Annotated in this window: 26 protein-coding genes; 9 read left to right on the forward strand and 17 right to left on the reverse strand. The window is 60.6% G+C overall.

The features are described from left to right. The first annotated feature begins 101 nt into the window (after positions 1-101). Positions 102-323 (forward strand): DUF2207 domain-containing protein, encoded by a 222-nt coding sequence (locus GRI44_RS07325; RefSeq protein ID WP_160600758.1) that lies wholly within the window; start codon positions 102-104, stop codon positions 321-323. On the opposite strand, the gene GRI44_RS07330 is transcribed toward GRI44_RS07325, so the two are convergent. Further along, positions 320-1,405: an A/G-specific adenine glycosylase gene (locus tag GRI44_RS07330; protein ID WP_160600760.1), complete on the reverse strand. Its 1,086-nt coding sequence runs from the start codon at positions 1,403-1,405 to the stop codon at positions 320-322. The two genes, GRI44_RS07325 and GRI44_RS07330, sit on opposite strands and share 4 nt — an antisense overlap. A gap of 20 nt (positions 1,406-1,425) precedes the next feature. On the opposite strand from GRI44_RS07330, the gene GRI44_RS07335 reads away from it, so the two are divergent. The 4 genes from GRI44_RS07335 (at position 1,426) to smc (ending at position 7,066) form a co-directional block, all read left to right on the forward strand. Further along, positions 1,426-2,016 carry a DUF721 domain-containing protein gene (locus GRI44_RS07335; protein WP_160601348.1) on the forward strand — a complete coding sequence of 197 codons (591 nt, stop codon included), beginning with the start codon at positions 1,426-1,428 and terminating at the stop codon, positions 2,014-2,016. After that, positions 2,016-2,699, forward strand: coding sequence for a DsbA family protein (locus tag GRI44_RS07340; protein ID WP_160600762.1), 684 nt, complete (start codon positions 2,016-2,018; stop codon positions 2,697-2,699). Before GRI44_RS07335 ends, GRI44_RS07340 begins: the two co-directional genes overlap by 1 nt. A 131-nt stretch (positions 2,700-2,830) precedes the next feature. Next, positions 2,831-3,583, forward strand: a complete 753-nt coding sequence (locus GRI44_RS07345; RefSeq protein ID WP_160600764.1) for a thioredoxin domain-containing protein — start codon at positions 2,831-2,833, stop codon at positions 3,581-3,583. 57 nt (positions 3,584-3,640) lie between these two features. After that, complete coding sequence (gene smc, locus GRI44_RS07350) at positions 3,641-7,066, forward strand: chromosome segregation protein SMC (RefSeq protein WP_160600766.1); 3,426 nt, start codon at positions 3,641-3,643, stop codon at positions 7,064-7,066. A gap of 26 nt (positions 7,067-7,092) precedes the next feature. Here the strand turns inward: smc and GRI44_RS07355 are convergent, their stop codons facing one another. The 5 genes from GRI44_RS07355 to rpmF form a co-directional block, all read right to left on the reverse strand. Beyond that, positions 7,093-7,527 carry a MerR family transcriptional regulator gene (locus tag GRI44_RS07355; RefSeq protein ID WP_160600768.1) on the reverse strand — a complete coding sequence of 145 codons (435 nt, stop codon included), beginning with the start codon at positions 7,525-7,527 and terminating at the stop codon, positions 7,093-7,095. A 55-nt stretch (positions 7,528-7,582) separates the two neighbouring features. Further along, positions 7,583-7,882, reverse strand: coding sequence for an integration host factor subunit alpha (locus tag GRI44_RS07360; RefSeq protein WP_160600770.1), 300 nt, complete (start codon positions 7,880-7,882; stop codon positions 7,583-7,585). Between the two features lie 111 nt (positions 7,883-7,993). Then, a complete protein-coding gene (locus tag GRI44_RS07365; protein WP_160600772.1) occupies positions 7,994-8,959 on the reverse strand; it encodes a beta-ketoacyl-ACP synthase III in 966 nt (321 codons plus the stop codon). Beyond that, positions 8,956-10,005, reverse strand: a complete 1,050-nt coding sequence (gene plsX / locus GRI44_RS07370) for a phosphate acyltransferase PlsX (protein WP_160600774.1) — start codon at positions 10,003-10,005, stop codon at positions 8,956-8,958. Before plsX ends, GRI44_RS07365 begins: the two co-directional genes overlap by 4 nt. Before the next feature lie 28 nt (positions 10,006-10,033). Continuing rightward, positions 10,034-10,213 carry a 50S ribosomal protein L32 gene (gene rpmF / locus GRI44_RS07375; protein ID WP_160600776.1) on the reverse strand — a complete coding sequence of 60 codons (180 nt, stop codon included), beginning with the start codon at positions 10,211-10,213 and terminating at the stop codon, positions 10,034-10,036. Between the two features lie 201 nt (positions 10,214-10,414). Here rpmF and GRI44_RS07380 point away from each other — a divergent pair, with 201 nt between their 5' ends. Then, the gene (locus tag GRI44_RS07380; RefSeq protein ID WP_160600778.1) at positions 10,415-10,807 is read left to right on the forward strand and encodes an MAPEG family protein; all 393 of its coding nucleotides are present in this window, start codon (positions 10,415-10,417) and stop codon (positions 10,805-10,807) included. 25 nt (positions 10,808-10,832) lie between these two features. On the opposite strand, the gene GRI44_RS07385 is transcribed toward GRI44_RS07380, so the two are convergent. Beyond that, positions 10,833-11,474, reverse strand: a complete 642-nt coding sequence (locus tag GRI44_RS07385) for an MBL fold metallo-hydrolase (RefSeq protein WP_160601349.1) — start codon at positions 11,472-11,474, stop codon at positions 10,833-10,835. Between the two features lie 103 nt (positions 11,475-11,577). Beyond that, positions 11,578-12,270, reverse strand: a complete 693-nt coding sequence (locus GRI44_RS07390; RefSeq protein WP_160600780.1) for a S24 family peptidase — start codon at positions 12,268-12,270, stop codon at positions 11,578-11,580. Positions 12,271-12,389: 119 nt separating this feature from the next. On the opposite strand from GRI44_RS07390, the gene GRI44_RS07395 reads away from it, so the two are divergent. Continuing rightward, complete coding sequence (locus GRI44_RS07395) at positions 12,390-12,578, forward strand: hypothetical protein (RefSeq protein ID WP_160600782.1); 189 nt, start codon at positions 12,390-12,392, stop codon at positions 12,576-12,578. Continuing rightward, positions 12,568-12,927, forward strand: a complete 360-nt coding sequence (locus GRI44_RS07400) for a hypothetical protein (protein WP_202386157.1) — start codon at positions 12,568-12,570, stop codon at positions 12,925-12,927. The genes GRI44_RS07395 and GRI44_RS07400 overlap by 11 nt, the downstream gene beginning before the upstream one ends. 4 nt (positions 12,928-12,931) lie before the next feature. On the opposite strand, the gene GRI44_RS07405 is transcribed toward GRI44_RS07400, so the two are convergent. The 9 genes from GRI44_RS07405 to GRI44_RS07445 all read right to left on the reverse strand — a co-directional run bounded on the left by GRI44_RS07405 (position 12,932) and on the right by GRI44_RS07445 (position 21,665). Further along, on the reverse strand, positions 12,932-14,377 hold the full coding sequence (locus GRI44_RS07405) for an aldehyde dehydrogenase family protein (RefSeq protein ID WP_160600784.1): 1,446 nt from the start codon (positions 14,375-14,377) through the stop codon (positions 12,932-12,934). A 159-nt stretch (positions 14,378-14,536) separates the two neighbouring features. Then, positions 14,537-15,487 (reverse strand): D-2-hydroxyacid dehydrogenase, encoded by a 951-nt coding sequence (locus GRI44_RS07410; protein ID WP_160600786.1) that lies wholly within the window; start codon positions 15,485-15,487, stop codon positions 14,537-14,539. Next, the gene (locus tag GRI44_RS07415; protein ID WP_160600788.1) at positions 15,484-15,987 is read right to left on the reverse strand and encodes an RES family NAD+ phosphorylase; all 504 of its coding nucleotides are present in this window, start codon (positions 15,985-15,987) and stop codon (positions 15,484-15,486) included. The genes GRI44_RS07410 and GRI44_RS07415 overlap by 4 nt, the downstream gene beginning before the upstream one ends. Continuing rightward, entirely contained in the window at positions 15,972-17,429 is a 1,458-nt protein-coding gene (cysS, locus tag GRI44_RS07420) for a cysteine--tRNA ligase (RefSeq protein ID WP_160600790.1), read from the reverse strand. Before cysS ends, GRI44_RS07415 begins: the two co-directional genes overlap by 16 nt. Further along, a complete protein-coding gene (locus tag GRI44_RS07425) occupies positions 17,422-17,565 on the reverse strand; it encodes a hypothetical protein (protein WP_160600793.1) in 144 nt (47 codons plus the stop codon). The genes cysS and GRI44_RS07425 overlap by 8 nt, the downstream gene beginning before the upstream one ends. Before the next feature lie 76 nt (positions 17,566-17,641). Next, positions 17,642-18,325: a nitroreductase gene (locus tag GRI44_RS07430; protein WP_160600795.1), complete on the reverse strand. Its 684-nt coding sequence runs from the start codon at positions 18,323-18,325 to the stop codon at positions 17,642-17,644. Further along, positions 18,322-20,148 (reverse strand): cobaltochelatase subunit CobT, encoded by a 1,827-nt coding sequence (gene cobT, locus GRI44_RS07435; protein ID WP_160600797.1) that lies wholly within the window; start codon positions 20,146-20,148, stop codon positions 18,322-18,324. The genes GRI44_RS07430 and cobT overlap by 4 nt, the downstream gene beginning before the upstream one ends. Positions 20,149-20,197: 49 nt before the next feature. Further along, complete coding sequence (gene fsa, locus GRI44_RS07440; protein WP_160600799.1) at positions 20,198-20,854, reverse strand: fructose-6-phosphate aldolase; 657 nt, start codon at positions 20,852-20,854, stop codon at positions 20,198-20,200. A 100-nt stretch (positions 20,855-20,954) separates the two neighbouring features. Further along, a complete protein-coding gene (locus GRI44_RS07445) occupies positions 20,955-21,665 on the reverse strand; it encodes a DUF4197 domain-containing protein (protein ID WP_160600801.1) in 711 nt (236 codons plus the stop codon). 69 nt (positions 21,666-21,734) lie between these two features. Here GRI44_RS07445 and GRI44_RS07450 point away from each other — a divergent pair, with 69 nt between their 5' ends. Then, complete coding sequence (locus GRI44_RS07450; RefSeq protein ID WP_160600803.1) at positions 21,735-23,900, forward strand: primosomal protein N'; 2,166 nt, start codon at positions 21,735-21,737, stop codon at positions 23,898-23,900. Positions 23,901-23,943: the final 43 nt, after the last annotated feature.

Raw genomic sequence — 23,943 nt, forward strand, 5'->3', positions numbered from 1 at the left:
TTTGGTTCTGTTGAGGTGCGGTGTGGGCGATGCATGACTGTCGGTCAATTCCCCCAAGCATACATCTTGCGTAAATATGCTGTGCTATCTATATAACACACATGCTTAACATTCTTTCGATCATCATCGGTATTGTCGCCCTGCTGCTGGCAATCCCTTCATTCATCCCTTTGCTTGGCTGGGGGAACTGGATCGTCCTGCCCATCGCCATTGTGGGAGCAGGCATTGGCGCCCTGTCCAGTTCCAACATGGGCCGGAATTTCTGCCTTGTGGTGCTGGCCATTGCGGCCATCCGCCTGATGATCGGCGGCGGTTTTATCTAATCTGCATTTATGGCGGCGGTTGCAGCCTTGGCAAACAGGGTCGGCAGGCCGGCATCTTCCAGCCGGTCAATCGGCCACCATTCGCCCGCCACATCAGGCGCAACCGGCCCGCTGCCCTGAAACCGCAAGACGGACATTTCCAGCGCGAAATGCGTGAATGTGTGCCGCACCAGACCGGCATCCAGCCATGGGCCTGAGACAGGCGGCTGGCCGGAACCATCGCTGCCCGCGTTCCACCCGTCATCCGGCAGGCTGCGCATACCGCCCAGCATTCCCTTGCCCTGCCGTGTGACCAGCCAGACAGCGGCGTCCTGCTCAATCCAGTAAGCACAGCCCTGCCGCGTCGGTTTGGGCTTTTTCGGCAGTTTGACAGGGTAGCGCGCCGGATCTCCCCATGCCCGGGCAGCGCAATGGTTCGCCACAGGGCACAGCAGGCATTTCGGCTGGCGGGTGGTGCAAATGCCTGATCCCAAATCCATCATCGCTTGCGCAAAATCACCCGGCCTTGTGTGCGGCGTGATGCGATCGGCATATTGGCCAATCAGCTTGCGGGATGCTGGCAGGGCCTGCGTAATTGCAAACAGGCGCGATACAACCCGTTCCACATTGGCATCCACCACCACGGCCCGCTGGCCAAAGGCAATCGCGGCCACTGCCGCTGCGGTGTAGGCGCCCAGCCCCGGCAAAGCCCGCAATTGCGCTTCTGTGGCGGGAAAACCGCCCCGTTCTGCCACTTTGCGGGCGCAGGCGACCAGATTGCGGGCGCGCGAATAATAGCCAAGGCCTGCCCATGCCGCCATCACATCTTCTTCTGCCGCTGCCGCCAGCGCGGCCACATCGGGCCAGCGGCTGGTGAATTTTTCAAAATAGGGCTTCACCGCTGCCACGGTGGTCTGCTGCAGCATCACTTCTGACAGCCATATGCGATAGGGGTCTGCCGGCGCTGCCTGCCCGCCCGCCACAGGGGCAATCCGCCATGGCAGAGTGCGGGCGTGCCGGTCATACCAATCAAGCAACAAGGGCGCGATCAGCGCATAATCTTCAGCGGCGGGTGATGGGATACTGGCAGTCACACCGCGCATATGGCATGGCCGGTCGCACAATGGAACGCGACAGCGAAAAACCCGGCAAGAAGCCCGCTGCTGCAGCCAAGCCAGCGGCGAAATTGCCAGTAAAGCAGGCAGCTAAAAAGCCAGCCCGCAAGTGGGAACGGGCGCGCGGCGGCGCTGCCAAGCCCATTTCCGAACTGATGCCGGAAATCGGGCGGACAGCCTTTCGCCGATTCGGTTTCGTGCAAAGCTCTGTCGTCACGCGCTGGCCTGAAATTGTGGGCGAAACCCATGCCCGCGTCTGTATGCCTGAAGCGATCCGTTTTCCGCCGGGCGAAAAATCCGATGGCATCCTGCAGATGGTGGTGCTGCCGGCCCATGCCCCGCTGATCCAGCATGTGATCCCTGAAATCATGGAGCGGGTGAACCGCTTCTTTGGTTATGCCGCTGTATCCCGCGTCAAAATCCGGCAAGGTGTGGTTAAGGCACCAACTGCTGAAAGGCGCGCTGTGGCCCCGCCTTCACTCCGGCCGATTCCCATGGAATTGGGAGACAGCCTGCGCGACATTGGCGACCCTGAATTGCGTACCGTGCTGGAATCGCTGGCCCGCAGCCTGGGCAGCAAGGAAGAAAAGAACAACTGATGCTCAAGAAATTTGCCACAGTGGCGGCGCTTGGTTTCATTGCCGTGGTTGCCCCTGCCAACACGTCGAACTGGAATACCGCCGTAGTTGAAGCAGATGGCGGCCACCGCTTCGGCAATCCGGATGCCAAGCTGCAACTGATTGAATTTGTCAGCTATACCTGCCCCCATTGCGCGCATTTTTCCAAGGATGGCGACGGCGCATTGCAATTGGCATTTGTGGGGCCGGGCAAGATCACGCGTGACATCCGGCATATTGTGCGTGACCCGGTTGACCTGACAGCAGCCATGCTGGCCAATTGCGGCGCCCCTGCCAAATTCCTGCAAAATCACAATGCTTTCATGCTCAGTCAGGATAAATGGCTGCCGCTGATGTCAAAGGCCAGCCCGGCGCAAATCCAGCGCTGGACCACAGGCGATTATGCCGCGCGCCGCCGGTCCATCGCATCGGACTTCGGGTTTTATGCCATCATGGAACGCCGTGGTTACCGCCGCACAGATACAGACCGCTGCCTGGCCGATGACAAAATGGCCACGAGGCTGACCGAAAATACGCAGAAAAGCTATGCCAGATACAATCTCTCCGGCACGCCCAGCTTCGCCATAAATGGCGTGACGCTGGCGGGCACCCATGGCTGGTCGGCACTGGAACCACAATTGAAAGCACGCCTTGTCAGTAAATAAGGACGCGTTAACAGTGGAAACAGCGGCGGCATCCTTCTAGGAATGGCCTCTGGGACGCCCATTATTACTGGCCATAATTACTGGCCGCAATTGGATAGCTTCACTTCAAAAGCTCAGGGATACAGACTGACATGACCATTTTTCGCCGGATCACATTTGCCACATTGGCAGCGCCGCTTGCCCTCAGCCTTGCCGCTTGCGGTGGCAGCGAAACGCCCGAAGGCGAAGTCGCGCAGAGCGAGGCGATTGCCAAAATCCCGGCTCCTGCGGGGCAGGAATGGTCCGATACGGCACGGGTCACGGAATATGACGGCTATGTGATTGGCAATCCTGATGCGCCGGTAAAACTGATTGAATATGCATCGCTCACCTGCGGTGCCTGCGCTGCCTTTTCGACCGATGCTTCGGAAATTCTGCGGAACAAATATATCAATTCAGGCGTGGTCAGCTATGAAATCCGCAATCAGGTGCACAATGGCGTCGACCTTGTGCTGGCGCGCCTGGTGCGCTGCGGCCAGCCGGAAAGTTTCCATCCGCTGGCCGAACAGGTATGGGCCAATCTGGCACCTCTGATGGAACGGGCGCAGGCCAATCCGCAAGCGTTGGAAGCGGCAATGAAGCTGCCTGAAAACCAGCGGTTTGCAGGCGTTGCACAGGCTGCCGGCCTCACTGAATTTTTCGCGGCTCGCGGTATCAGCACGGATCAGGCCAATTCCTGCCTTGCGGATAATGCATCGGTGCAGGCCATTGCTGACCGGTCCGAAAAACAGTCGACTGAATTCGATGTGACGGGCACGCCAACCTTCTTCATCAATGGCAATAATCTCGGCTCCCTGAACTGGGCGGGCCTTGAACCGATGTTGCAACGCGCTGGCGCCCGATAAGGCGCTCGCTGCGGGGGCAGGCATCACAGTCATGACAGGGGGGCATTAGCAACGGCAATGCGCATCAGGCGGCTCAAGCTCAGTGGCTTCAAAAGCTTCGTAGAGCCTGCCGAACTGCGCATTGAACCGGGCCTTACCGGGATTGTCGGCCCCAATGGCTGCGGCAAATCCAACCTGCTGGAAGCCATCCGCTGGGTGATGGGCGAAAGCTCGCCCAAATCCATGCGGTCTGGCGGCATGGAAGATGTAATCTTTGCCGGAACACAGTCCCGCCCCCCGCGGGATTTTGCCGAAGTGGTGCTGCAGGCAGAAACCGCTGATGGCGAAGAACTGGACGTTACCCGGCGGATCGAACGCGGCGCAGGTTCAGCCTACCGTGTGAATGGCCGTGATGTGCGGGCCAAGGACGTATCGCTGACTTTCGCCGATGCCGCAACCGGCGCACATAGTCCGGCACTGGTCAGCCAGGGCCGGATCGCCGCGGTCATTGCTGCAAAGCCCGCCGAACGCCGCCAGATGCTGGAAGAAGCCGCAGGCATCGCCGGCCTGCATGTGCGGCGGCGCGATGCGGAAAGCAAATTGCGCCAGACAGAAGCCAATCTGGCCCGGCTGGAAGACCTGATGGCGGGACTGGATACGCAGATGGCTTCCTTGCGCAGGCAAGCGAAGCAGGCTGAACGCTATACCAGACTGTCAGATGAAATCCGCATCGCCGAAGCCCGCCTGCTGTTTGCCCGCTGGCGCGATGCGGCCGCAGCCGCCACTGCCGCGCGCGGACAGGCAAAGGCTGCGGACGAACGCGTGACCACCATGCAGGCGGCGACTGCCGCGGCCCAGAAGGGCCAGCATGATGCCGCCGCCAGACTTGCAAAAGCGCGGGATGAACTGGCCGACCGGCGTGACGATGCCAGCGCGCATGGCCACCGCATGGCTGCCCTCACCAGCCAGCTTGAAGCTGCCGAACAGCGCTTGTCCGACCTAGACCGCCAGAAGACCCGGCTGGAAGATGATCGCGGCGAAGCAGACCGGCTGACCAGAGATGCCGCCGAAGCGCTGGCGCGGCTTGAGCGTGATTTGGCCGCAAATGAAAAATCCCTCGCCGACGATGAAACCCGCAGGCCTGCCCTCGCCGCCAAGCTGGAAGATAACGAACGCGCAGGCCGCGCAGCCGAACTGGCACTGGCCAAGGCCACGGCTGACCATGCCGGGGTGGAAGCGGAATGGCGCGTTGCCGAGGCTGCCATTGCCCAGGCGCAATCCCGGCTGGAACGGCTGGACGCTGATGCGGCGCGGCAGGCACAGGCCCACGCCGCCCTTTCGGCCAGCGGTGATCCTGACATTGCCGTGCAGCAGGCGCGCGGCGCAGCAGAAGCTGCCGCAGGCATGCTGGATAGCGCCCGTGAACATCTGGCCGCAGAACAGGCGCGCAAGCAGAAGCTGCAGGACGCCCGCGACGAGGCCGCCAGCACAGTATCGGCTGCGCGTGCAGAACTGGCTGGGGTGGAACGTGAATATTCCGCCCTGGCGCGCGACAGGCACGCCCGCGAAAAACGGGCCGCAGGCCGTCAGGGCCTTCCCGCCGCGCTGGACAGGGTGCGGGCAGCCAAGGGGTACGAGCGGGCACTTGCCGCCGTGCTGGGCCGCGATGCAAAAGCCCCGTTGGGAATGCCGGATGACACTGTCGATGGGCGGTTCTGGACTGGCCGCGATGCGCCCTCGCCCGTGGCGGACAGCATCGCTGCCCATGTCCGTGACTGTCCGCCGCAGCTCGCCGCGCGGCTGGCGTTGGTCCACGTTGCCGACACCGATGATGGCCGCAAACTGGCACCGGGCGAATGGCTGGTGACGATTTCCGGTGCGCTGCGCCGGTGGGATGGCTTCATTGCGCGCGGCGAAGGGGCAGCAGAAGCAGCCCGGCTGGAGGCGGAAAACAGGTTTGCCGAACTGGACGCGCAATTGCCTGCCCTGCGCGATACTGCGAACAAGGCGGAAATAGCTCAGCTGTCTGCGCAGGAAGATCTATCGGCGCTACAGCGCGAACTGGTGGCGGCAGAACGCACCGTCAATGATGCGGCAGAGGCACAGCGCCATGCCCTGCGCACACTGGATCAGGCCGAAGCGGCGCGGGAACGGGTGGCGGCCCGGCTGGCAGAACTGGCCATTCTGGCCACGGAACTGGCGGCTGAGAAGGAACAGGCAGAAGCCGACTTTGCCGCAGCGGAAAACCGGCGCAGCGCATTGCCCGACCCTGCCGCGGGCCGCGCAGCGCTGGATAATGCGCAGGCGCGCCACGAGGCTGCCCGCAGCATCCTGCAATCCGCCACCGCCCAGCTTGCCGCACATGATCAGGCGCTCGCCGTAGCGCGTGAACGCACCGCCGCCCAGCGTGCCGACATGGCCGGCTGGCAGGCGCGGTCCGGCGATGCAGCGCGGCGGCTTTCCGATACTGCCCGCCGACTGGAAGAAATAGAGGAAGAACGCGCTGTCTTCGCGGCCAAACCAGCCGGTCTGATGCGCGAGATTGAACAGGGCGACACTGTCCGGGAACGCCTTGGCAAGGAACTGGCTGCGGCTGACGCCGCCGTAATCCGGGAAACCGAACTTGCGCAGGATGCCGACCGCACATTGGCCCAAGCGAATGAAGCATTGGCCAGCGCACGCGAAAACCGTGCGGGCCTGGCCGCGCGGGCCGAAAATGAAGAATCCCGCCGCAGCGAAATGGCCCGCATATCGGGCGAACGGTTCCAGTGCCCGCCCCCCATGCTGGCGGACCGTTTCGCCTTTGATACAGAGATGGTGAAGGCATCGGGCCAGGAATCTGAAGAAATGGAACGGCTGACAGCCAGCCGCGAACGGATTGGCCCGGTCAATCTGGTAGCCGCCGAAGAATTGCAGAAAATTGAACAGGAACATGGCAGCAGCACCGCAGAACAGGCCGAACTGGCCGAAGCGGTCAACCGTCTGCGCGGTTCAATCGGCAATCTGAACCGGGAGGGGCGCGAACGGCTGCGCGCTGCATTTGAACAGGTCGACACCCATTTCCGGCGCTTGTTTACGCGGCTATTCGAAGGCGGACAGGCTCATCTGGCCCTGATCGACAGCGACGACCCATTGGAAGCCGGGCTGGAAATTTACGCCCAACCGCCTGGCAAACGCCTGCAATCGCTCACCCTTCTGTCGGGCGGGGAACAGGCTCTGACTGCCATTGCCCTCATCTTCGGACTGTTCCTGACCAATCCGGCGCCGATTTGCGTGCTGGATGAGGTGGACGCACCGCTGGACGATGCAAATATCGACCGTTTCTGCGATCTTCTGGACGCCATGTCCCGCGAAACAGATACGCGTTACCTGATCGTGACGCATAATGCCGTCACCATGAGCCGGATGCACCGTTTGTTCGGCGTAACGATGGTGGAACAGGGGGTGTCACGGCTGGTCAGCGTGGACCTCGGGGCTGCGGAAGAACTGCTCGCCGCCGAATAGAAACGCTGGCCGCCTGATAGCGCCAGTCAAGCGTCGAGCGCAGCAGCCAGCTTGGTCCGGATTGACCGGATTTTGGCAATAACGTCAGCCGTGACGACGTCATTTTGCGATGCTGCAGTTTGCCCGCTGCTCGGGTTACGGGGCTGAATTTGCGGCGCGACTGGCTGTTTGGCTGACGGCTGCGCTGCGCTTTTGGACGGCTGCAAGGCCTGCTGTGCGCCTTTGAGCGTATAGCCTTCACGGTTCACCAGCCGGTCAATCTGTTCAACCATGGCAACATCTGTCGCACGGTAATACCGCCTGCCGCCGCTGCGCTTCAAAGGATTGAGCATGGGAAACTGCTGTTCCCAATACCGAAGCACATGGGCCTTGATCCCAAGCGCCTTGCAGACCTCCCCAATCGTGCGAAGAGCGCCATCTTCTTTGCCATCATCAAACTTGGCATCGAATGTGGCGCTCATCTTTGTTCCTGACTTGTCAGTGTGGTTTATCCGCTGCATCCATCAGGCAGAAAAATCAGCCTTTGGCGATGCGTTCTTTCAGCAACTGGCTGGCACGAAACGTCATGACCCGGCGCGGAGTAATCGGAACTTCGACGCCCGTTTTCGGGTTCCGGCCGATACGTTCTTTCTTGTCACGCAGAACAAAACTTCCAAATCCGGAAATCTTGACGTTTTCTCCGCTCGACATGGCTTCACACATATGGGTGAGAATTGCTTCGACCAGGTCGAGCGATTCTGCCCGTGAAAAGCCCAATTTTCGATTGATTGTCTCTGCCAGATCGGCGCGAGTAAGCGTACCCACCGAACGCGTCATTCGCCTATCCCCTCTTCTTCAGCGCGACCCGTTGAGTTGGTAACTGCGACTCAGTGTATATATTTCAGTTTGATTTCACAACTGTTTGTGGAAAAAAACGCGGTTTTCCTGTTAGATGCGGATCAGACTTGCGCCCCAGGTAAATCCGCCGCCCATCGCTTCGAACATGACAAGGTCGCCCGGCTTGATCCGGCCATCGAGCACCGCTGTATCATAAGCAAGCGGAACAGACGCCGCAGAGGTATTGGCGTGGCGGTCCACCGTGACGATCACCTTTTCCGCCGGCAACCCCAGTTTGCGCGCGGTCGCATCCAGAATGCGGGCATTGGCCTGATGCGGAACCACCCAGTCAATATCATCGGCGGTGTAACCTGTGTCGGCCAGCGTTTCTTCCAGAACCGACGCCAGATTGACCACGGCGTGGCGGAATACCTCACGGCCCTTCATGCGCAATTTGCCAACCGTGCCCGTGCTGGATGGCCCGCCATCCACATATAGGAGCTGGTTATGCGCCCCATCTGCATGCAGCTTGCTGGCTATAATGCCGGGGCCGCCTTCACTGCTTTCGCGGGCTTCCAGCACCATCGCGCCTGCGCCATCGCCAAACAAAACGCAGGTTGTGCGGTCTTCCCAATCGAGAATGCGGCTGAATGTTTCAGCGCCGATTACCAGTGCCCGCTTGGCCAATCCGGTGCGCAGCATCGAATCCGCGGTCGCCAGCGCGTAAAGAAAGCCCGAGCAGACCGCCGCTATGTCAAAAGCAATGCCGCCATTGCATCCCAGCGCATCCTGAACCTGTGTGGCGGTGGCCGGAAATGTCTGGTCAGGCGTGGCGGTAGCCAGCACGATGAGATCGATCGAGGCTGCGTCCATGCCCGCTGCGGCCAGCGCCTTTTGCGCCGCTTCGATCGCCAGGGTGGACGTGGTGACACCTTCTGCGGCGATATGCCGCTGGCGGATCCCGGTGCGCTCGACAATCCATTCGTCAGTCGTATCGACGCGTTTTTCCAATTCGGCATTGGTGACAGGTACACCAGGAAGCGCAGAGCCGCTGCCGCAGACAACCGAACGGATCATTCGCCAGCGCCCGTGCGTTCAATGCCGCGTGCGTGCAAGGCGGCCATGTCCGACGCGATTCGCTGGGTCAGATCTTCTTCCAGCAGGCGCGCCGCCACCTTGACGGCATTGGCCACACCGCCAGCAGTGGCGCTGCCATGGCTTTTGACCACAACCCCGTTGAGGCCGAGAAAAACGGCGCCATTGTGGTTGTTGGGGTCAAGATGATGCTTCAGCAATTCTGTCGCCGGGCGTGAGATGAGGAAACCGACTTTCGAACGGAAGGAACTGCGGAACGCATCCTTCAGCAAATCCGTCACGAACCGTGCGGCGCCTTCGATGGCCTTGAGCGCAATATTGCCGGAAAACCCGTCAGATACGACAACATCGACATCGCCGCGGTTGATCTTGTCCGCCTCGACAAAGCCGTCAAACTGCATCGCAAGGCCGGTTGCGGCTTTCAATTGCGCGGCAGCTTCCTGCAGCTGGTCAGTGCCCTTGATATCTTCCGTGCCGATATTGAGCAAACGGACCCGCGGCGCTTCGCGGCCAGTGACGATGCGCGAATAGGCAGCGCCCATAATGGCGAATTGCACCAGATTGCGGGCATCACAATCGGTATTGGCACCAAGATCCAGCATGATGACATCATTGTCACCCAGCGTGGGCAGCAATGCAGCAAGCGCTGGCCGGTCGATGCCGGGCATGGTGCGTAGCGCCAGCTTGCTCATCGCCATCAGCGCGCCGGTATTGCCGCCGCTGACCGCAGCGCCGGCATCGCCTTTCTTTACCGCATTGACGGCAAGGCCCATGGATGTCGTCTTGGCACGGCGCAGCGCCTGGGTCGGCTTCTCATCGCCGCCCACGACATCCTCGCAATGGAGGATTTCGGATGCACCACGCATGTTGGGGTGTGTTTCAAGCGCGGCCTTGATCCGCGCTTCATCCCCCACCAGCAGAAACTTGAAACGGTCGTGATGGCGCCGCGCTTCGGCCGCACCATCGACCATGACGCGCACACCTTCATCGCCGCCCATCGCATCGATAGCGATACGCGGAAGGCTCATGTGCGCGTACTCCGTCTAGTTTCGGTAATCAGAGTCCGACCGCAACGATCTCGCGACCGTTGTAGTGACCACAGTGCGAACACAGATTGTGCGGACGCTTCAGTTCGCCGCAATTGTTGCATTCATGGAATGCTTCAACCTTGAGCGAATCGTGTGACCGCCGGTTACCACGGCGATGTGGGGATACTTTACGTTTAGGGACAGCCATTGCGGAGCCTGCTTCTATAAGATTCAAATGTTTCGCGGGCCGCTCTAGGCGATGGCATGGCGGGGCACAAGGCCAGTTGACCAGTGCACCATCCATGTATCGTCGGAGCGGCGAAGGCGCGGCCTATACCGGATTCGTGAACCGTTGCAAGCAATCGCGATAGTCAGTAGCAGCCTGAAACCAATAACAGGGGATTTTATCATGCTGCTACCCGTAACGCTGAGTGCTTCTGCGGCGGCCGCGATCATCGCTTTCTGGCTGATGATACGGGTCGGTCAGGTCAGGGGGTCAGAAAAGGTAAGCATTGGTGACGGCGGCAATGAAAAGGTCATTCGCCGGATGCGTGCCCATGCCAATTTTGTCGAAAGCGCGCCATTTGTGCTGATTCTGGTTGCTGCCATCGAAATGACCGGCAAAGGCGCGCCGTGGCTGGCCTATGTCGCGGGCATTTATATGCTGGGCCGGGTGGCGCATGGCATCGGCATGGACGGGGCCGGCTTCAAACAGGGGCGCGCGATTGGCACAATCATCACCGTGCTGACACTGCTTGGCCTCGCCATTGCGGCCACGCTGATCACGCTGGGCGTGATCTGACGGAACTATCGTGCTGGGCTGCCAGTCAGCCCAGCGCGTAATCGCTGACAAACGCGTTGGTCTTGCGTTCCTGACCAAATGTGCTGGTCGGCCCGTGGCCGGGGATGAAAGTCACATCGTCGCCCAGCGGCCACAGTTTGCCGGTTATCGCATCGATCAGGTCCTGGTGGTTGCCCATCGGAAAATCGGTCCGGCCGATTGACCCCTGAAACAGAACATCGCCCACAATCGCGAATTTGCTGGGGCCATGGTAGAAAATGACATGGCCCGGGGTGTGGCCGGGGCAATGGATAACATCCAGCGTCAGATCGCCAACGGTCACTGTATCACCATCATTCAGCCACCGATCAGGTTCGAAAACCTGGCCATTGATGCCATATTTGCGGCCATCATCATCCAGCCGCGATATCCAGAAACGGTCCGCTTCATGCGGCCCTTCAATCGGCAGGCCCAGTTCCTTCGCCAGCACACCCGCTTCACCGCAATGATCGATGTGGCCGTGGGTGATGAGAATTTTTTCCAGCGTCATGCCCGCTTTTTCAACGGCGACCTTCAGCATATCGAGATCGCCGCCAGGGTCGACCAGCGCGCCCTTCATGGTGTTGGTGCACCAGATGAGGCTGCAATTCTGCTGCAAGGGGGTCACCGGCAGAATGGCTGCGCGCATGGGCGGCTGGCGGGTTGGTTGTGCTTGCTGGGTCATAGGGCGGATGTGGCGGCACGAGGCGTTGATTGCAAGAACGGGTGCGCACAAGGCGCTAGGCAAGCGCTCACAAGCGCCCGCTTTTCCAGACCACGCGGCCGATAATCTCGACCTCGTCCGCGCCGACTTCGACCGGCGGGTAAGCCATGTTCTGGCTGAGGAGCGATAGCCGCCCTGCCCCGAGCGCAGCCACCCGCTTGACCACCAGAGTATCACCCAGTCGCACCACATGAATGCCGTCGCGAAAAGCGCGCATTGCCCGGTCAACCAGTATTTCATCGCCATCGCGCAGCAGCGGTTCCATCGAATCGCCTTCCACCCGAATGGCGGAAAGCTGGGCGGTTTCCAGCCCCTGTTCGCGCAGCCAGCGGCGGGAAAAGCCGAAACTGTCAAACGGCCGTTCATCAGCGGCAAGCGCGCCCGGGCCGGCTGACGCACCAAGCGGCAGCCGCGGGACCATGACCCACCCGTCCTGCGCCGTTTTTGGCAGCTTTACCTTAGGATCATAGGAATTATCCTCCGCCGGTGCGCCAAGTTCCGATTCGGCAATACCGAAGAATTCGGCCAGCGTGCGCCGGTCCTCCTCCTCCAGCTTGCGCGGGCTACCCTTGCGGATAAACTGTTGCAAATACGTCCCATTTCTTCCGATGAGACGGGACAGGGCCGAGAGGCTGGCCCCTTTCTGGCGGGACAGGTCAAGCAGGCGATCGCGCGGATCGGCCCCTGCATTCGATTCGGTGGTTATATGTGGTCGCATCATTTTTCCTACTTAGATGATGTATTTTTCCTAGACAAGTAGGATTTTACCCGCGACCCTTGGGATATCAGGCGAATCGCCAAAGAAACAACGACATCCATTTGCAACTATACGGGGACCGCATGCTAATCCGATCAATCGAAAAATTCCTTCGCGACACCGGCATGGCAGCGACCAAGTTCGGCCGCCTTGCAACCCATGATCCACGCTTCGTGCTGGACTTGCGCAATGGCCGCACACCCCGTTCCGACACGGAAAGAAGGGTGGAACATTTCATGAACAAATATATGGAGAACGCCCATGTCGGCTGAACTGACCATCGACAAGGCACAGCCGCGCAAATCCCGCAAAGGGACAGCAGACAGGGTGCGGCAGGCGCTTCTGGCGCTGGCGTGCGGCAAGGCCGACTTTATCCGCCACACCGAAACGCCATGGGCCAGCATCACCTTTTCCGGGGCGCGGCACAGCATTGATCTGGTGTTTGACGGGCCGGTTGCGGTTCTGGCCGGTGAAACCTTCATCGCCGATCTGCCAACCCATGAATTTGCCATTCCGGGCCAGCTTGTTGCCGATGCAGATGTGCGATTCGTAAATCACACAATTCTGCCCCAACCCCGCATGGAAGTGAGGATAGAATTGCTGCTTCTGCTCGATGCGTAAGGGGTCAGCCAGCGCTTTCCCGGCGGATCACCAGATTGCGGATTTCGCTCATGTCTTCCATGGCAAAGCGGATGCCTTCCCTGCCGAGGCCGGAATCCTTCACGCCGCCATAGGGCATGTTGTCGACCCGGTAGGATGACACATCATTCACCACCACGCCGCCTACATCCAGCACATCCCATGCGTCCAGCACCTGGTGAATGTCCCGTGTGAAAATGCCCGCCTGAAGGCCGAATTTTGAATCGTTCACCTGTGCCAGAGCCTCTGCAAAGTCAGAGAATCTGGACAGGTTGGCCAGCGGCCCAAAGGCTTCTTCCCTGCTCGCATCGCAATCGCGCGGGACGCCTTCGAGCAAGGTTGCCTCCAGCATGTTGCCATCGCGCTTGCCGCCGCACAGCAGGGTCGCGCCGGCCTTTATTGCCTGATCGATCCACCCTTGGAGACGGGCGGCTTCCTTTTCCGAAATCATCGGGCCGATAAAGGTATTCCGGTCTTTGGGATCGCCTGAAACCAGCGTTTTCGCCTTTGCCACCAGCATGTCTTTGAACCGGTCGTAAATATCATCGTGAATGATGATCCGCTGCACCCCGATGCAGCTCTGGCCGGACTGGTAGAACGCGCCAAAGATGATGCGCGCCAGCGCGTGATCGAGATCGGCATCCTTGTCGACAATCACCGCCGCATTGCCGCCCAGTTCGAGAATGACCTTCTTCTTGCCTGCCCTGGCCTTCAGGGCCCAGCCCACATCCGGCGAACCGGTGAAGGACAGCATTTTCAGCCGTTCATCCGTGGTGAACAGGTCAGCCCCGTCGCGGCTGGCTGGCAGGATGCTGAATGCCCCTTCGGGCAGCACGTCACATTCAGCCAGAATCTCGCCCATGATGATGGCGCCGAGCGGCGTCATGCTGGCGGGTTTCATCACGAATGGGCACCCCATGGCGATGGCCGGCGCAATTTTATGGGCGGCCAGGTTCAGCGGGAAATTGAAGGGTGAAATAAAACTGCACGGCCCAATCGGCACGCGCTTCCACATACCCATATAGCCCTTGGCCCGCTCCGAAATATCCAGCGGCTGGACTTCGCCATAATTGCGCACGGCTTCTTCGGCAGCGATGCGGAATGTGTCGATCAGGCGGGTAACCTCGCCTTCTGCATCCTTGATCGGCTTGCCCGCTTCCACGCACAGCGAATAGGCGAGTTCGTCGAACCTTTCCCGGAACCGCGACACGCAGTGATTGAGCACATCCTGCTTTTCATAACTGGCCAGCCGCGCCATCGGTTCAGCCGCCGCCGTTGCGCCGGCAATCGCCTTGTCGATGATATCAGGCGTTGCCAGCGCGGTGCGGAACGCCAGCTTGCCAGTGAATTTATCCGTCACTTCCAGGTCTTGATTGGGCTGCTCTGCCTTGTTGTTGAGGTAGAGCGGGTAGACGTCCTTCAGCTTGACCATTTCTTGCCTCCGTTGCCCGATCAATGTCAGAGCTTTGCCGACAGTTCCCGAAAGTTGCCACGCGCTTGCAGTCAGGCCCGTTTGCGCCGCTGCTTTGACCGTACATCACGATTCCCGCGTCTGCCCAACTCAAAGCCTGATTGCCGGTTTTACCGGGCCTCAGTACCCGCGCGCAGGGTCAAATATCGGCTCAAGCGGCTCACCCTGCTGATACCGGCCAAGGTTTGTGAGAAACCGTTCCGCCGAACGGGCGAACATCTTGTCCTGCGCGCGGCCTGACAGATGCATGGTGATATGCGCATTTTCCAGCGTCCACAGCACATGGTCGGCTGGCAGTGGTTCGGGCGTTGTCACATCCAGCAACGCGCCGCCAATCTGTTTGTCCTGCAATGCGGCAACCAGCGCGTCCTGGTCCACCACCGTTCCGCGGGCGATATTCACCAGCACCGCACTGTTTTTCATCGCAGCCAGTTCATCAGCGCCAATCATCCCGTCTGTTTCAGGCGTGGCGGGCACTGCCAGCACGACCCAATCGAAATCCCCCAATTGCGACTGCCACTGGTCCGGGCCCAGCACGGTCTGGTCAGCACTGCTCGCAGCAGACCGGCGCACCACGGTCACATCCACATCGAAAGCCTTCAGCCGCGTGTCGATCAGCTTGCCGATGGCGCCATAACCCAGCAGCAGGGCGCGGCTGCCGGCCAGTTCCATCTTGCCCGGCGAATCCAGCAGCCATTCGCGCCGGTCCTGCGCGCGCACCACATCGCGGTAGCCCTTGGCGTAATCCAGCATCAGCATCAGGACATATTCGGCAATGGTGATGGCATTGATGCCCGCGCCATTGGTGACAGCGACGCCCCGCTGGGCCAGCACGTCCAGCGGCAGAAAATCCAGCCCGGCGTAGATGGAATTGAACCATTTCAGCTTGCTGGCCTGCCTTACCGCCTCGGCCATCTGGGCGTGGTCATACAAGTCAAACCAGCCGATTTCAGCCTCGCCCACTAGTTCCATCAGTTCCTCGCCCGTGGAAAACCAGCGCGGTTCTATCCAGTCTGGCAGACGGGGTTCGATGGCAGGGCGGATCAAGGCGGAAAGAACGGCAATGGTCATGAAGGTTTCCAATAGCTGTCGAGCGTTGGCTGGAAAGAATGGGGCGGCCGGTGAAGACACTGGGCGAAATCGAACGGGCGCGTGGTCAGCGGTGCCACAAATTCTGCATCGGGATGCAGCGGGTTCATCATCACGATGTCGCCTTCCGGCAAAACGCGTGACGGGATGGATGCGAGCAGGCTGGTGCGGTTTTCCAGCCATTGGGCCACGCTTGCGCGAATGGCATCATCATTATGATCATTCGGGCCATTATCCGCGATACTGACAGGTTCCTGCTCGACCTCCGTCCAGCCAAGCACGAAATCATCGGGAATGTCGGCTGGCTCCGGCGGAAGGTAACGCAGTGCCACCAGCACTGCCAGCCCTGCCTCTGACGTGAAATTGACCACTGGCCTGCCCGGCGGGGAATAGCGACCGCCCCAGCGCCGCGGCCCTGCCCCGTCCAGTGCCACAAAGGGCGCACGGGTGAGCCGCCACAGCCGCATCAGCCCAGCTTCCACTCCCAGCCCAGCGGGTCGCCATCCATCACGTCGACGCCCCTGGCCGCCAGATCATCGCGGATTGCGTCAGAAGTAGCGAAGTCCTTGTCGGCGCGCGCCTGTTTGCGCCGGGTCAGAGCGTTATCAATCTCATTTTCGGAAAGCTGCGCAGCCTTGGGGCGCAAACGCAGGTCTTCACGCGTCACGTCAAAAATGCCGAGGCCCAGAACCGCATCCATGCGTTCCACCACGGCGCGCTTCTGGCCCGCGTCGATTTTCTTCGCGGCCAGCACTTCTTCCAACGCTGTCAGCGCAATCGGCGTATTGAGATCATCCGATATGGCTGCATCGAACTTTTCCAGTAGCGGATCCAGCTTGGGGTGGCTGGCGGCGTTTGCAGCCACATCCTTCAACCCGTCGGCCGCCATGATGATCCGTTTCAAACGCGTCAGCGCCGCACCAAGGCCGTCCCAGCTGAATTCAAGCTCGCTGCGGTAATGCGCCTGCAGGCACATCATGCGATATGCGTAGGGATGGTAACCCTTGTCGATCAGCAATTGCAGGCGCAAAAATTCACCCGCGCTTTTCGACATCTTGCCTGATCGGTCGACCAGAAAATTATTGTGCATCCAGATGTTGGCGCCGCTGGCATCCGAATGGCAGAACGCCTGATTCTGGGCGATTTCATTAGGGTGATGAATTTCGCGGTGATCAATCCCGCCGGTGTGAATGTCGAACGGGAAACCAAGCAGCTTTTCGCCCATGACTGAACATTCCAGATGCCAGCCCGGCGCACCTTTGCCCCACGGCGAATCCCATTCCATCTGGCGGATTTCGCCCGGCGGGGTCTTGCGCCAGATCGCGAAATCCGCCGCATGGCGCTTGCCCTCGACAGTATCGATCCGGCCCTGAAGTTCTTTGGCGCCATCTTCGGTCGCAGCGCGCGCCAGCCTGCCGTAATTGGCCACGGTCGACGTATCGAAATAAAGCCCGCTATCGAGTTCGTAGCAATGTTTGTCAGCAATGGACTTGGCAAACTGGATCATGTCTTCAACGTAATCCGTGGCGACCGACCATGTGGCCGGCTGGCGGATGTTCAGCGCCTTCACATCATCCCAATAGGCATGGGTATAATGTTTGGCGATCTGCCAGATATCCGCCTGTTTGCCCTGGCTTGCCTGTTCGGCCGCCATTTTTTCCAGCTTGTCCTCGCCTTCATCGGCATCATCGGTCAGGTGGCCCACATCGGTAATGTTGATGATATGGGTGAGCTTGTAACCCTTCCAGCTCAGCGTCCGCCCCAGAATATCCGCAAAGACGTAAGCGCGCATATTGCCGATATGCGGATAATTATAGACCGTCGGTCCGCAGGTATACACGCGCGCCTCGCCGGGATGGACGGGCACGAATGTTTCGAGACTGCGGGTCAGGCTGTTGAACAGCTGTAGCGGGGCGTCATTCATGCTGCGCGCCTTGCACTCCGCCTGTGGGCGCGGTCAAGATTGCAATGGCCCCGGCTTGCCCATCCTTGCCGCTATTGCCCGGCATCGGCTGCCGCGCATTGCCGGGCCGGATTGTCCGGATCGCTGCAATCACCATCGCTGATCAACAAATCCTCATTGCCTGCCCGTGCTGCCGATATTGCCAATGGTGGACACCTGCCGGATTGCGCCAGTCAGCCAGCGTCGGGGAAACCCTGCCAGCTGATGCCTTCGGACAGAGGTGCGCGGGCCACCTCAAACTGGTTTACCGCGACATCTTCATCACGGTAGCCAATGGCCATGCCGCAAAAGAAGATATGATCGTCAGGAATATCGGCCACGGCGCGCACCTGCGCTGAATACATGGCCCATGCTTCCTGCGCGCAGCTGTCCAGCCCTTCTTCGCGCAGCAGCAGCATTACCGTTTGCAGCCACATGCCAATGTCCGACCATTGCGGCGGCCCCATATATTTCGGCGTGTGAACCAGCATCATCACCGGCGCACCAAAGGCGCGGAAATTGTTGGCGAACCACATCAGGCGGCCGGCCTTGTTCTCGCGGCTGATTTCCAGCGCGCGATACATATCTTCGCCCACGGCGCGGCGGCGCAACTCATATTCGCCATCCAGCCCGCGCGGATAGATATCATATTCGGGCGAATGGGCGGCCCGGCCCTGCGGCATCACATCGGCGACTGCCTTGAACAGGTCCTGCATCGGCTGGCCGGTCAGCATTATGGCGTGCCACGGCTGGGTATTGCCGCCTGACGGGCTGCGCTGCGCTTTTTCCAGCACGCGTTTCAGGACCGCCTGGTGTACCGGCTGATCGGTATAGGCACGCACGGAACGGCGCGTTGCCACAGCTTGCGTGACATTCATCGCCTGTCATCCACTTCAAACAGGCCAGCCAGCTGTTCGATGATGGTGCCGCCCAATTGTTCCACATCCATGATGGTGACAGCGCGTTTGTAATAGCGGGTCACATCATGGCCGATGCCGATGGCCACCAGCTGCACCGGTGACAGTTTCTCGATCCAGTCAATCGTCTTGCGCAGATGGGTTTCCAGATAGCCTGCGCTGTTCACGCTGAGGGTGGAATCGTCCACCGGCGCACCATCGGAAATCACCATCAAAATGCGCCGGTCCTCATGGCGGGCCAGCAGGCGGGAATGCGCCCATTGCAGGGCTTCCCCGTCGATATTTTCCTTCAGTAGCCCTTCGCGCATCATCAGGCCGAGATTGCGGCGCGCACGGCGCCATGGTTCATCCGCCTTTTTATAGATGATGTGGCGCAAATCGTTCAATCGGCCCGGATCGGCAGGCTTGCCTTCGGCCAGCCATGCCTCACGGCTTTGCCCGCCTTTCCACGCCCGCGTGGTAAAGCCGAGAATTTCCACCTTCACGCCGCACCGTTCCAGCGTGCGCGCCATGATATCCGCGCTGATGGCCGCAATCGAAATGGGCCGCCCGCGCATGGAACCGGAATTGTCGATCAGCAGGGTGACGATCGTGTCTTTGAACTCGACATCGCGTTCGACCTTGTAGCTCAGGGCATGGCCCGGCATCGTTACCACGCGGGCAAGGCGCGCCGCATCCAGAATGCCTTCTTCCTGGTCAAAATCCCAGCTGCGGTTCTGCTGCGCCATCAGGCGGCGCTGCAGGCGGTTGGCCAGCCGGGTAACGATGGATTGCAGGCCCGTCAGCTGGCTGTCGAGATAGGCGCGCAGCCGGTCAAGTTCGTCCGTATCGCACAGTTCCGGTGCCTCGACCACTTCGTCGAACCGGTCGGTAAAAACCTTGTAATCGAAACTGTCGGGCAAGTCGGTCCACGGGCGGTTGGGGCGGACGGGCATCATGCCTTCCTCGCCTTCGTCACCCACTTCGCCGTCGGTCATTTCCTCGTCGGACGTCAGCTCGCTTTCACTGTCGCCCTCGTCATCACTTTCGGACGTTTCACCGGCCATTTCGGTCGCCTGCGGTTCGTTCTGGCCGGAATCGTCTTCGCCATCATCCTCGCTGTCGTCCTGGCCTTCCTCGTCCTCGCCGCCCTCATTATCGCTGCTGTCGCCGCCTTCTTCCTTGGTCAGTTCCAGATGGCGCAGCATATCCAGCGTCAGCGACTGAAAGGCATTCTGGTCATCCAGCGACAGGGCCAGCGCATCGAAATCGGCGCCGACCTTATTCTCGATCCAGCCGCGCACCATCTCGACCCCGGCAGCAGCACGGGCGGGTATGGGATGGCCGGTCAATTTCTCGCGCAGCATCAACGCCAGCGCTGATTGCAGCGGCACATCATCCGCATTTTGCGCCCGCGAGATCGGGTCAGATGCGGTGCGCAATTCTACCGCCGCATCAAGATTATCCGCTATGCCACTGAAATTATTGGAACCCAATGCCTCGTATCGGGCCTGTTCCACCACATCATAACAGGCGCGGGCCAGCGGCTCTGCCGGCGCATTACGGCTGTGCAGCGAAGCATTGTGGTGACGCAGTTTCAGCGCGAAACTATCCGCAAAACCGCGCGCTTCGCGGGCCTGTTCGGGGGGCAGGTTGCGCCCCGGCAATGGCACGCGGAAGCTGGTGCCGCTGGCGGCCGGGCTGTCCGCACTCCACGCCACTTCCACTTCTGCCTCGCGCGCAAGGGCACGGCTGGCACCGGTCAGTGCCTGCTTGAACCGGTCGAGAGGTGTTTCATCTGACAAGATTACGTGTCTTCATGCCTGTTGCTGCGCGCTGATAATTGCCGGCGCCCTAGCGCAGGATGGTCTGGCCGGTCTTGGCCCAGTCCGCCATGAAACCTTCAATGCCCTTGTCCGTCAAGATGTGCTTGAACAGCGCCTTGATCACGGCTGGCGGCATGGTTGCCACGTCCGCGCCGATCTTTGCGCTTTGCAGCACATGGGTGGCGTGGCGAATACTGGCGACGAGGATCTGCGTGTCGAAATCATAATTGTCATAGATGAGGCGGATGTCTTCGATCAGTTCCATCCCGTCGAAGCCATTGTCATCATGCCGGCCCACGAACGGCGATACGAAAGTGGCCCCGGCCTTTGCAGCCAGCAGCGCCTGATTGGCAGAAAAGCACAGGGTGACATTGACCATCGTGCCATCAGTGGTCAGCGCCTTGCAGGTTTTCAGCCCGTCAATCGTCAGCGGCACCTTGATGCAGACATTGTCTGCGATCTTGCGCAGCACTTCGGCCTCTTTCATCATGGTGTCATGGTCCAGCGCGACCACTTCGGCGCTCACCGGACCATCGGTCAGCCCGCAGATCTCTTTGGTGACTTCCATGAAATCACGCCCTGATTTGGCAATCAGGCTGGGATTGGTCGTTACGCCGTCCAGCAGGCCAGTGGCGGCCATTTCCTTGATGTCATCAATATCGGCAGTGTCGACGAAGAATTTCATGCATGGCTCCGGAGGTAATAAGGGATTCGCCAACCGCTATATGCGGCCCGCGCGCCCTTCACCACCCCCGGAGCGGCAAGAATTACCGCGCGGGCTGAAATTAGAACCCGGTGCCGAAAGTGCCAATAATCAGCGGATCATTGGTGCTGCGCGGATTGGCGCGAATGGCTGCTTCCTCGCGGCCGATTTCATTCCAGATCGTGTCGTTCACCCGTGCGCCAAAAGTGTTGGCCACTTGCGAGACGTTCACGCCAGTCAGAGCTGACAGGGCCTGGCCCACCAGCGGATCCTGCGCCACGCGCATCGCATCCGCCAGTTCCGGCACCATGGCTTCCAGCAATTGGCCGCCCATTTCCTGGCGCAGGAAACTGGTAGCCGCAGTCGGCCCGCCGCGCACCAGATCGACCGCATTCTGGAACCCGATCACGCGCACCGCATCGGCCACGATGGGCGCGGCGCGGTAAGCGCCTTCGATGGCGATATCGGCAAAGGCCCCATTCAGCCGCGACTTGAACAGGGACGAAGTCAGAATATTCGACAGGATATCGCCCCGCGTGCCCAACAGATTGGCCAGGCCAATCTGCGCCACTTGCTGGTCCCAGAAACCGCCATCTGCTGTCAGACGGGCAAAGGCCCGTTCGCTGGACAGGGTCAGCATCCGGCGGATAGCATCGGCAAGGCCGAAGCCGCCAATAGACGAACAGGCGGGCAGCGCCAACAGGCCGGTGGCGGAAAGGCCCACCATGAATGCGCGCCTGCCAACCGGGCGGGAGACTGCGTTTTGGGCTGCGGGGATCAATAATTCGGTCATTTCATAATTCCTTACCTTGCCGCTCCCACCAAGCGTCCTGCATAGAAGGGCCCTATTGGACCCCTGATCATGAACCGCGCCCGACTTCTCATCTTCAATGCCGCGCTCGGCCCGCTGGATTACCGCGTGCCCGATGGCATGGTGGTGGAACCCGGCTCGGTCGTCGTCGCGCCGCTTGGCCCCCGCCAGATCATCGGGATCGTGTGGGAAGCAGAACGGTTGCCGACAGAGCCGGTTCCGGAGCACAAACTGCGCCCGCTGATCGAAGTGCTGCCAGTTCCGCCCCTGCCAGCGCAGTTGCGGCGGCTGATCGAGTGGACAGCGGATTATTACTGCGCCCGGCTGGCATCGGTCGCGCGTATGGTGCTGGCATCGGGCGGGGCCTTGCGCGGACCATCCAAAATGATCGAATACCGGCTGAGCGGGGCAGAGCCGGAACGCATGACCCCGCAGCGCGCAGTGGCGATGGATGCCCTGCAGAACGAACAATCCACCATCCGCGAATTGGCAGACCTTGCCAGCGTGAGCGAAGGGGTGCTGCGCGGGCTGGTCAATCAGGGCGTGCTGGAACCTGTGGAAGTGGACATCGACCGCCCTTACCCCAAGGCGCAGCCCGATTTTGCCCAGCCGAAACTGAGCGCTGAGCAGACCGAAGTGGCAGACCGGTTTACCGCAGCTGTAAAAGCGGAAGAATTTGCGCCCTTCCTGCTCGACGGGGTGACAGGGTCAGGCAAGACGGAAACCTATTTCGAGCCGATGGCCGCCGCCCTGCGCATGGGCAAGCAAGTTCTGGTGCTGCTGCCGGAAATCGCGCTGACCGAAGCATTCCTGCGCCGCTTCGAAGACCGCTTCGGCGCCGCGCCCATCGTGTGGCATTCCAGCCTGAAATCCACCGAACGCCGCCGCGCATGGCGGGCCATCGCCAGTGGCGATGCCCAGGTGGTGGTGGGCGCGCGATCGGCCCTGTTCCTGCCCTATCGGCGGCTGGGGTTGATCGTGGTGGATGAAGCGCATGAAGTCAGCTTCAAACAGGATGAAGGGGTGCGATACAATGCGCGAGACGTGGCCGTGATGCGCGGCCATTTCGAGAAAATTCCCGTCATTCTTGCCAGTGCCACGCCCGCGCTGGAAAGCCTGCAAATGGCGGACAGCGGCATTTACGAGAAAGTTGAACTGCCCAGCCGGTTTGGCGGGGCGACCTTGCCCGATATCGGTATTGTCAATCTGACGGAGGAAAAGCCGGAACGGGGCCGCTGGCTGGCCCCCCGGCTGGTTGAACAAATGAAATTGCGGCTAGAACGGGGCGAACAATCGCTGCTGTTCCTCAACCGGCGCGGCTATGCCCCGCTGACCTTGTGCCGCAATTGCGGGTTCCGCTTTCAATGCCCCAATTGCAGCGCGTGGCTGGTCGAACACCGCCTGTCCCAGCGCCTGTCCTGCCACCATTGCGGGCATGAAACGCAGCCGCCTGCCACCTGCCCTGAATGCGGGGAGCCGGATTGCCTTGTCGCCTGCGGGCCGGGGGTGGAACGCATTGCGGATGAAGTGGCAGAAATCATGCCCGGCGCGCGAATTGCCGTGGTCACGTCCGATACGCTGAATTCGCCCGAAAAAGCCGCGGATTTCGTCGCCAAAGCAGAAGCAGGCGCGATTGATGTAATCGTGGGCACACAGCTGGTGACCAAGGGTTTCCATTTCCCTGAACTGACGTTGGTGGGCGTGGTCGATGCCGACCTTGGCCTGGAAGGCGGGGATTTGCGCGCGGCAGAGCGGACCTATCAGCAAGTGGCGCAGGTTGCCGGACGGGCCGGTCGCGGCGCCAAACCTGGAGAGGTTCTGATCCAGACGCGCCACCCCGAAGCGCCGGTTATTGCCGCGCTGGCAGCAGGTGACAGGGATGCATTTTACGAAGCAGAAACAGAGGCCCGCCGCGATGCCGGTGCGCCGCCGTTCGGGCGCTGGGCCGCGATCATCATATCCTCCGAAGATGAAAACGAGGCCAAGGAAGCGGCCCGTGCCATTGGCGGCACCCGCCCCAACCTGCCCGATGTGGCCATATTGGGCCCGGCGCCCGCCCCCATGGCGCTGCTGCGCGGGCGATACCGTTACCGGCTGCTGATCAACGCCCGCCGTTCTGCCCAGTTGCAGGACATATTGCGCGACTGGCTGGGCGCACTGAAGTTCCCACAGGGTGTGCGCGTGGCAATTGATATCGACCCCTATTCCTTCGTCTGATGCGCATGGCTGGCACGTAGAGTGATTGGCCTGAGCTATTGCT

The sequence above is a fragment of the Allopontixanthobacter confluentis genome, from assembly GCF_009827615.1.
Taxonomy (GTDB): Bacteria; Pseudomonadota; Alphaproteobacteria; order Sphingomonadales; family Sphingomonadaceae; genus Allopontixanthobacter; species Allopontixanthobacter confluentis.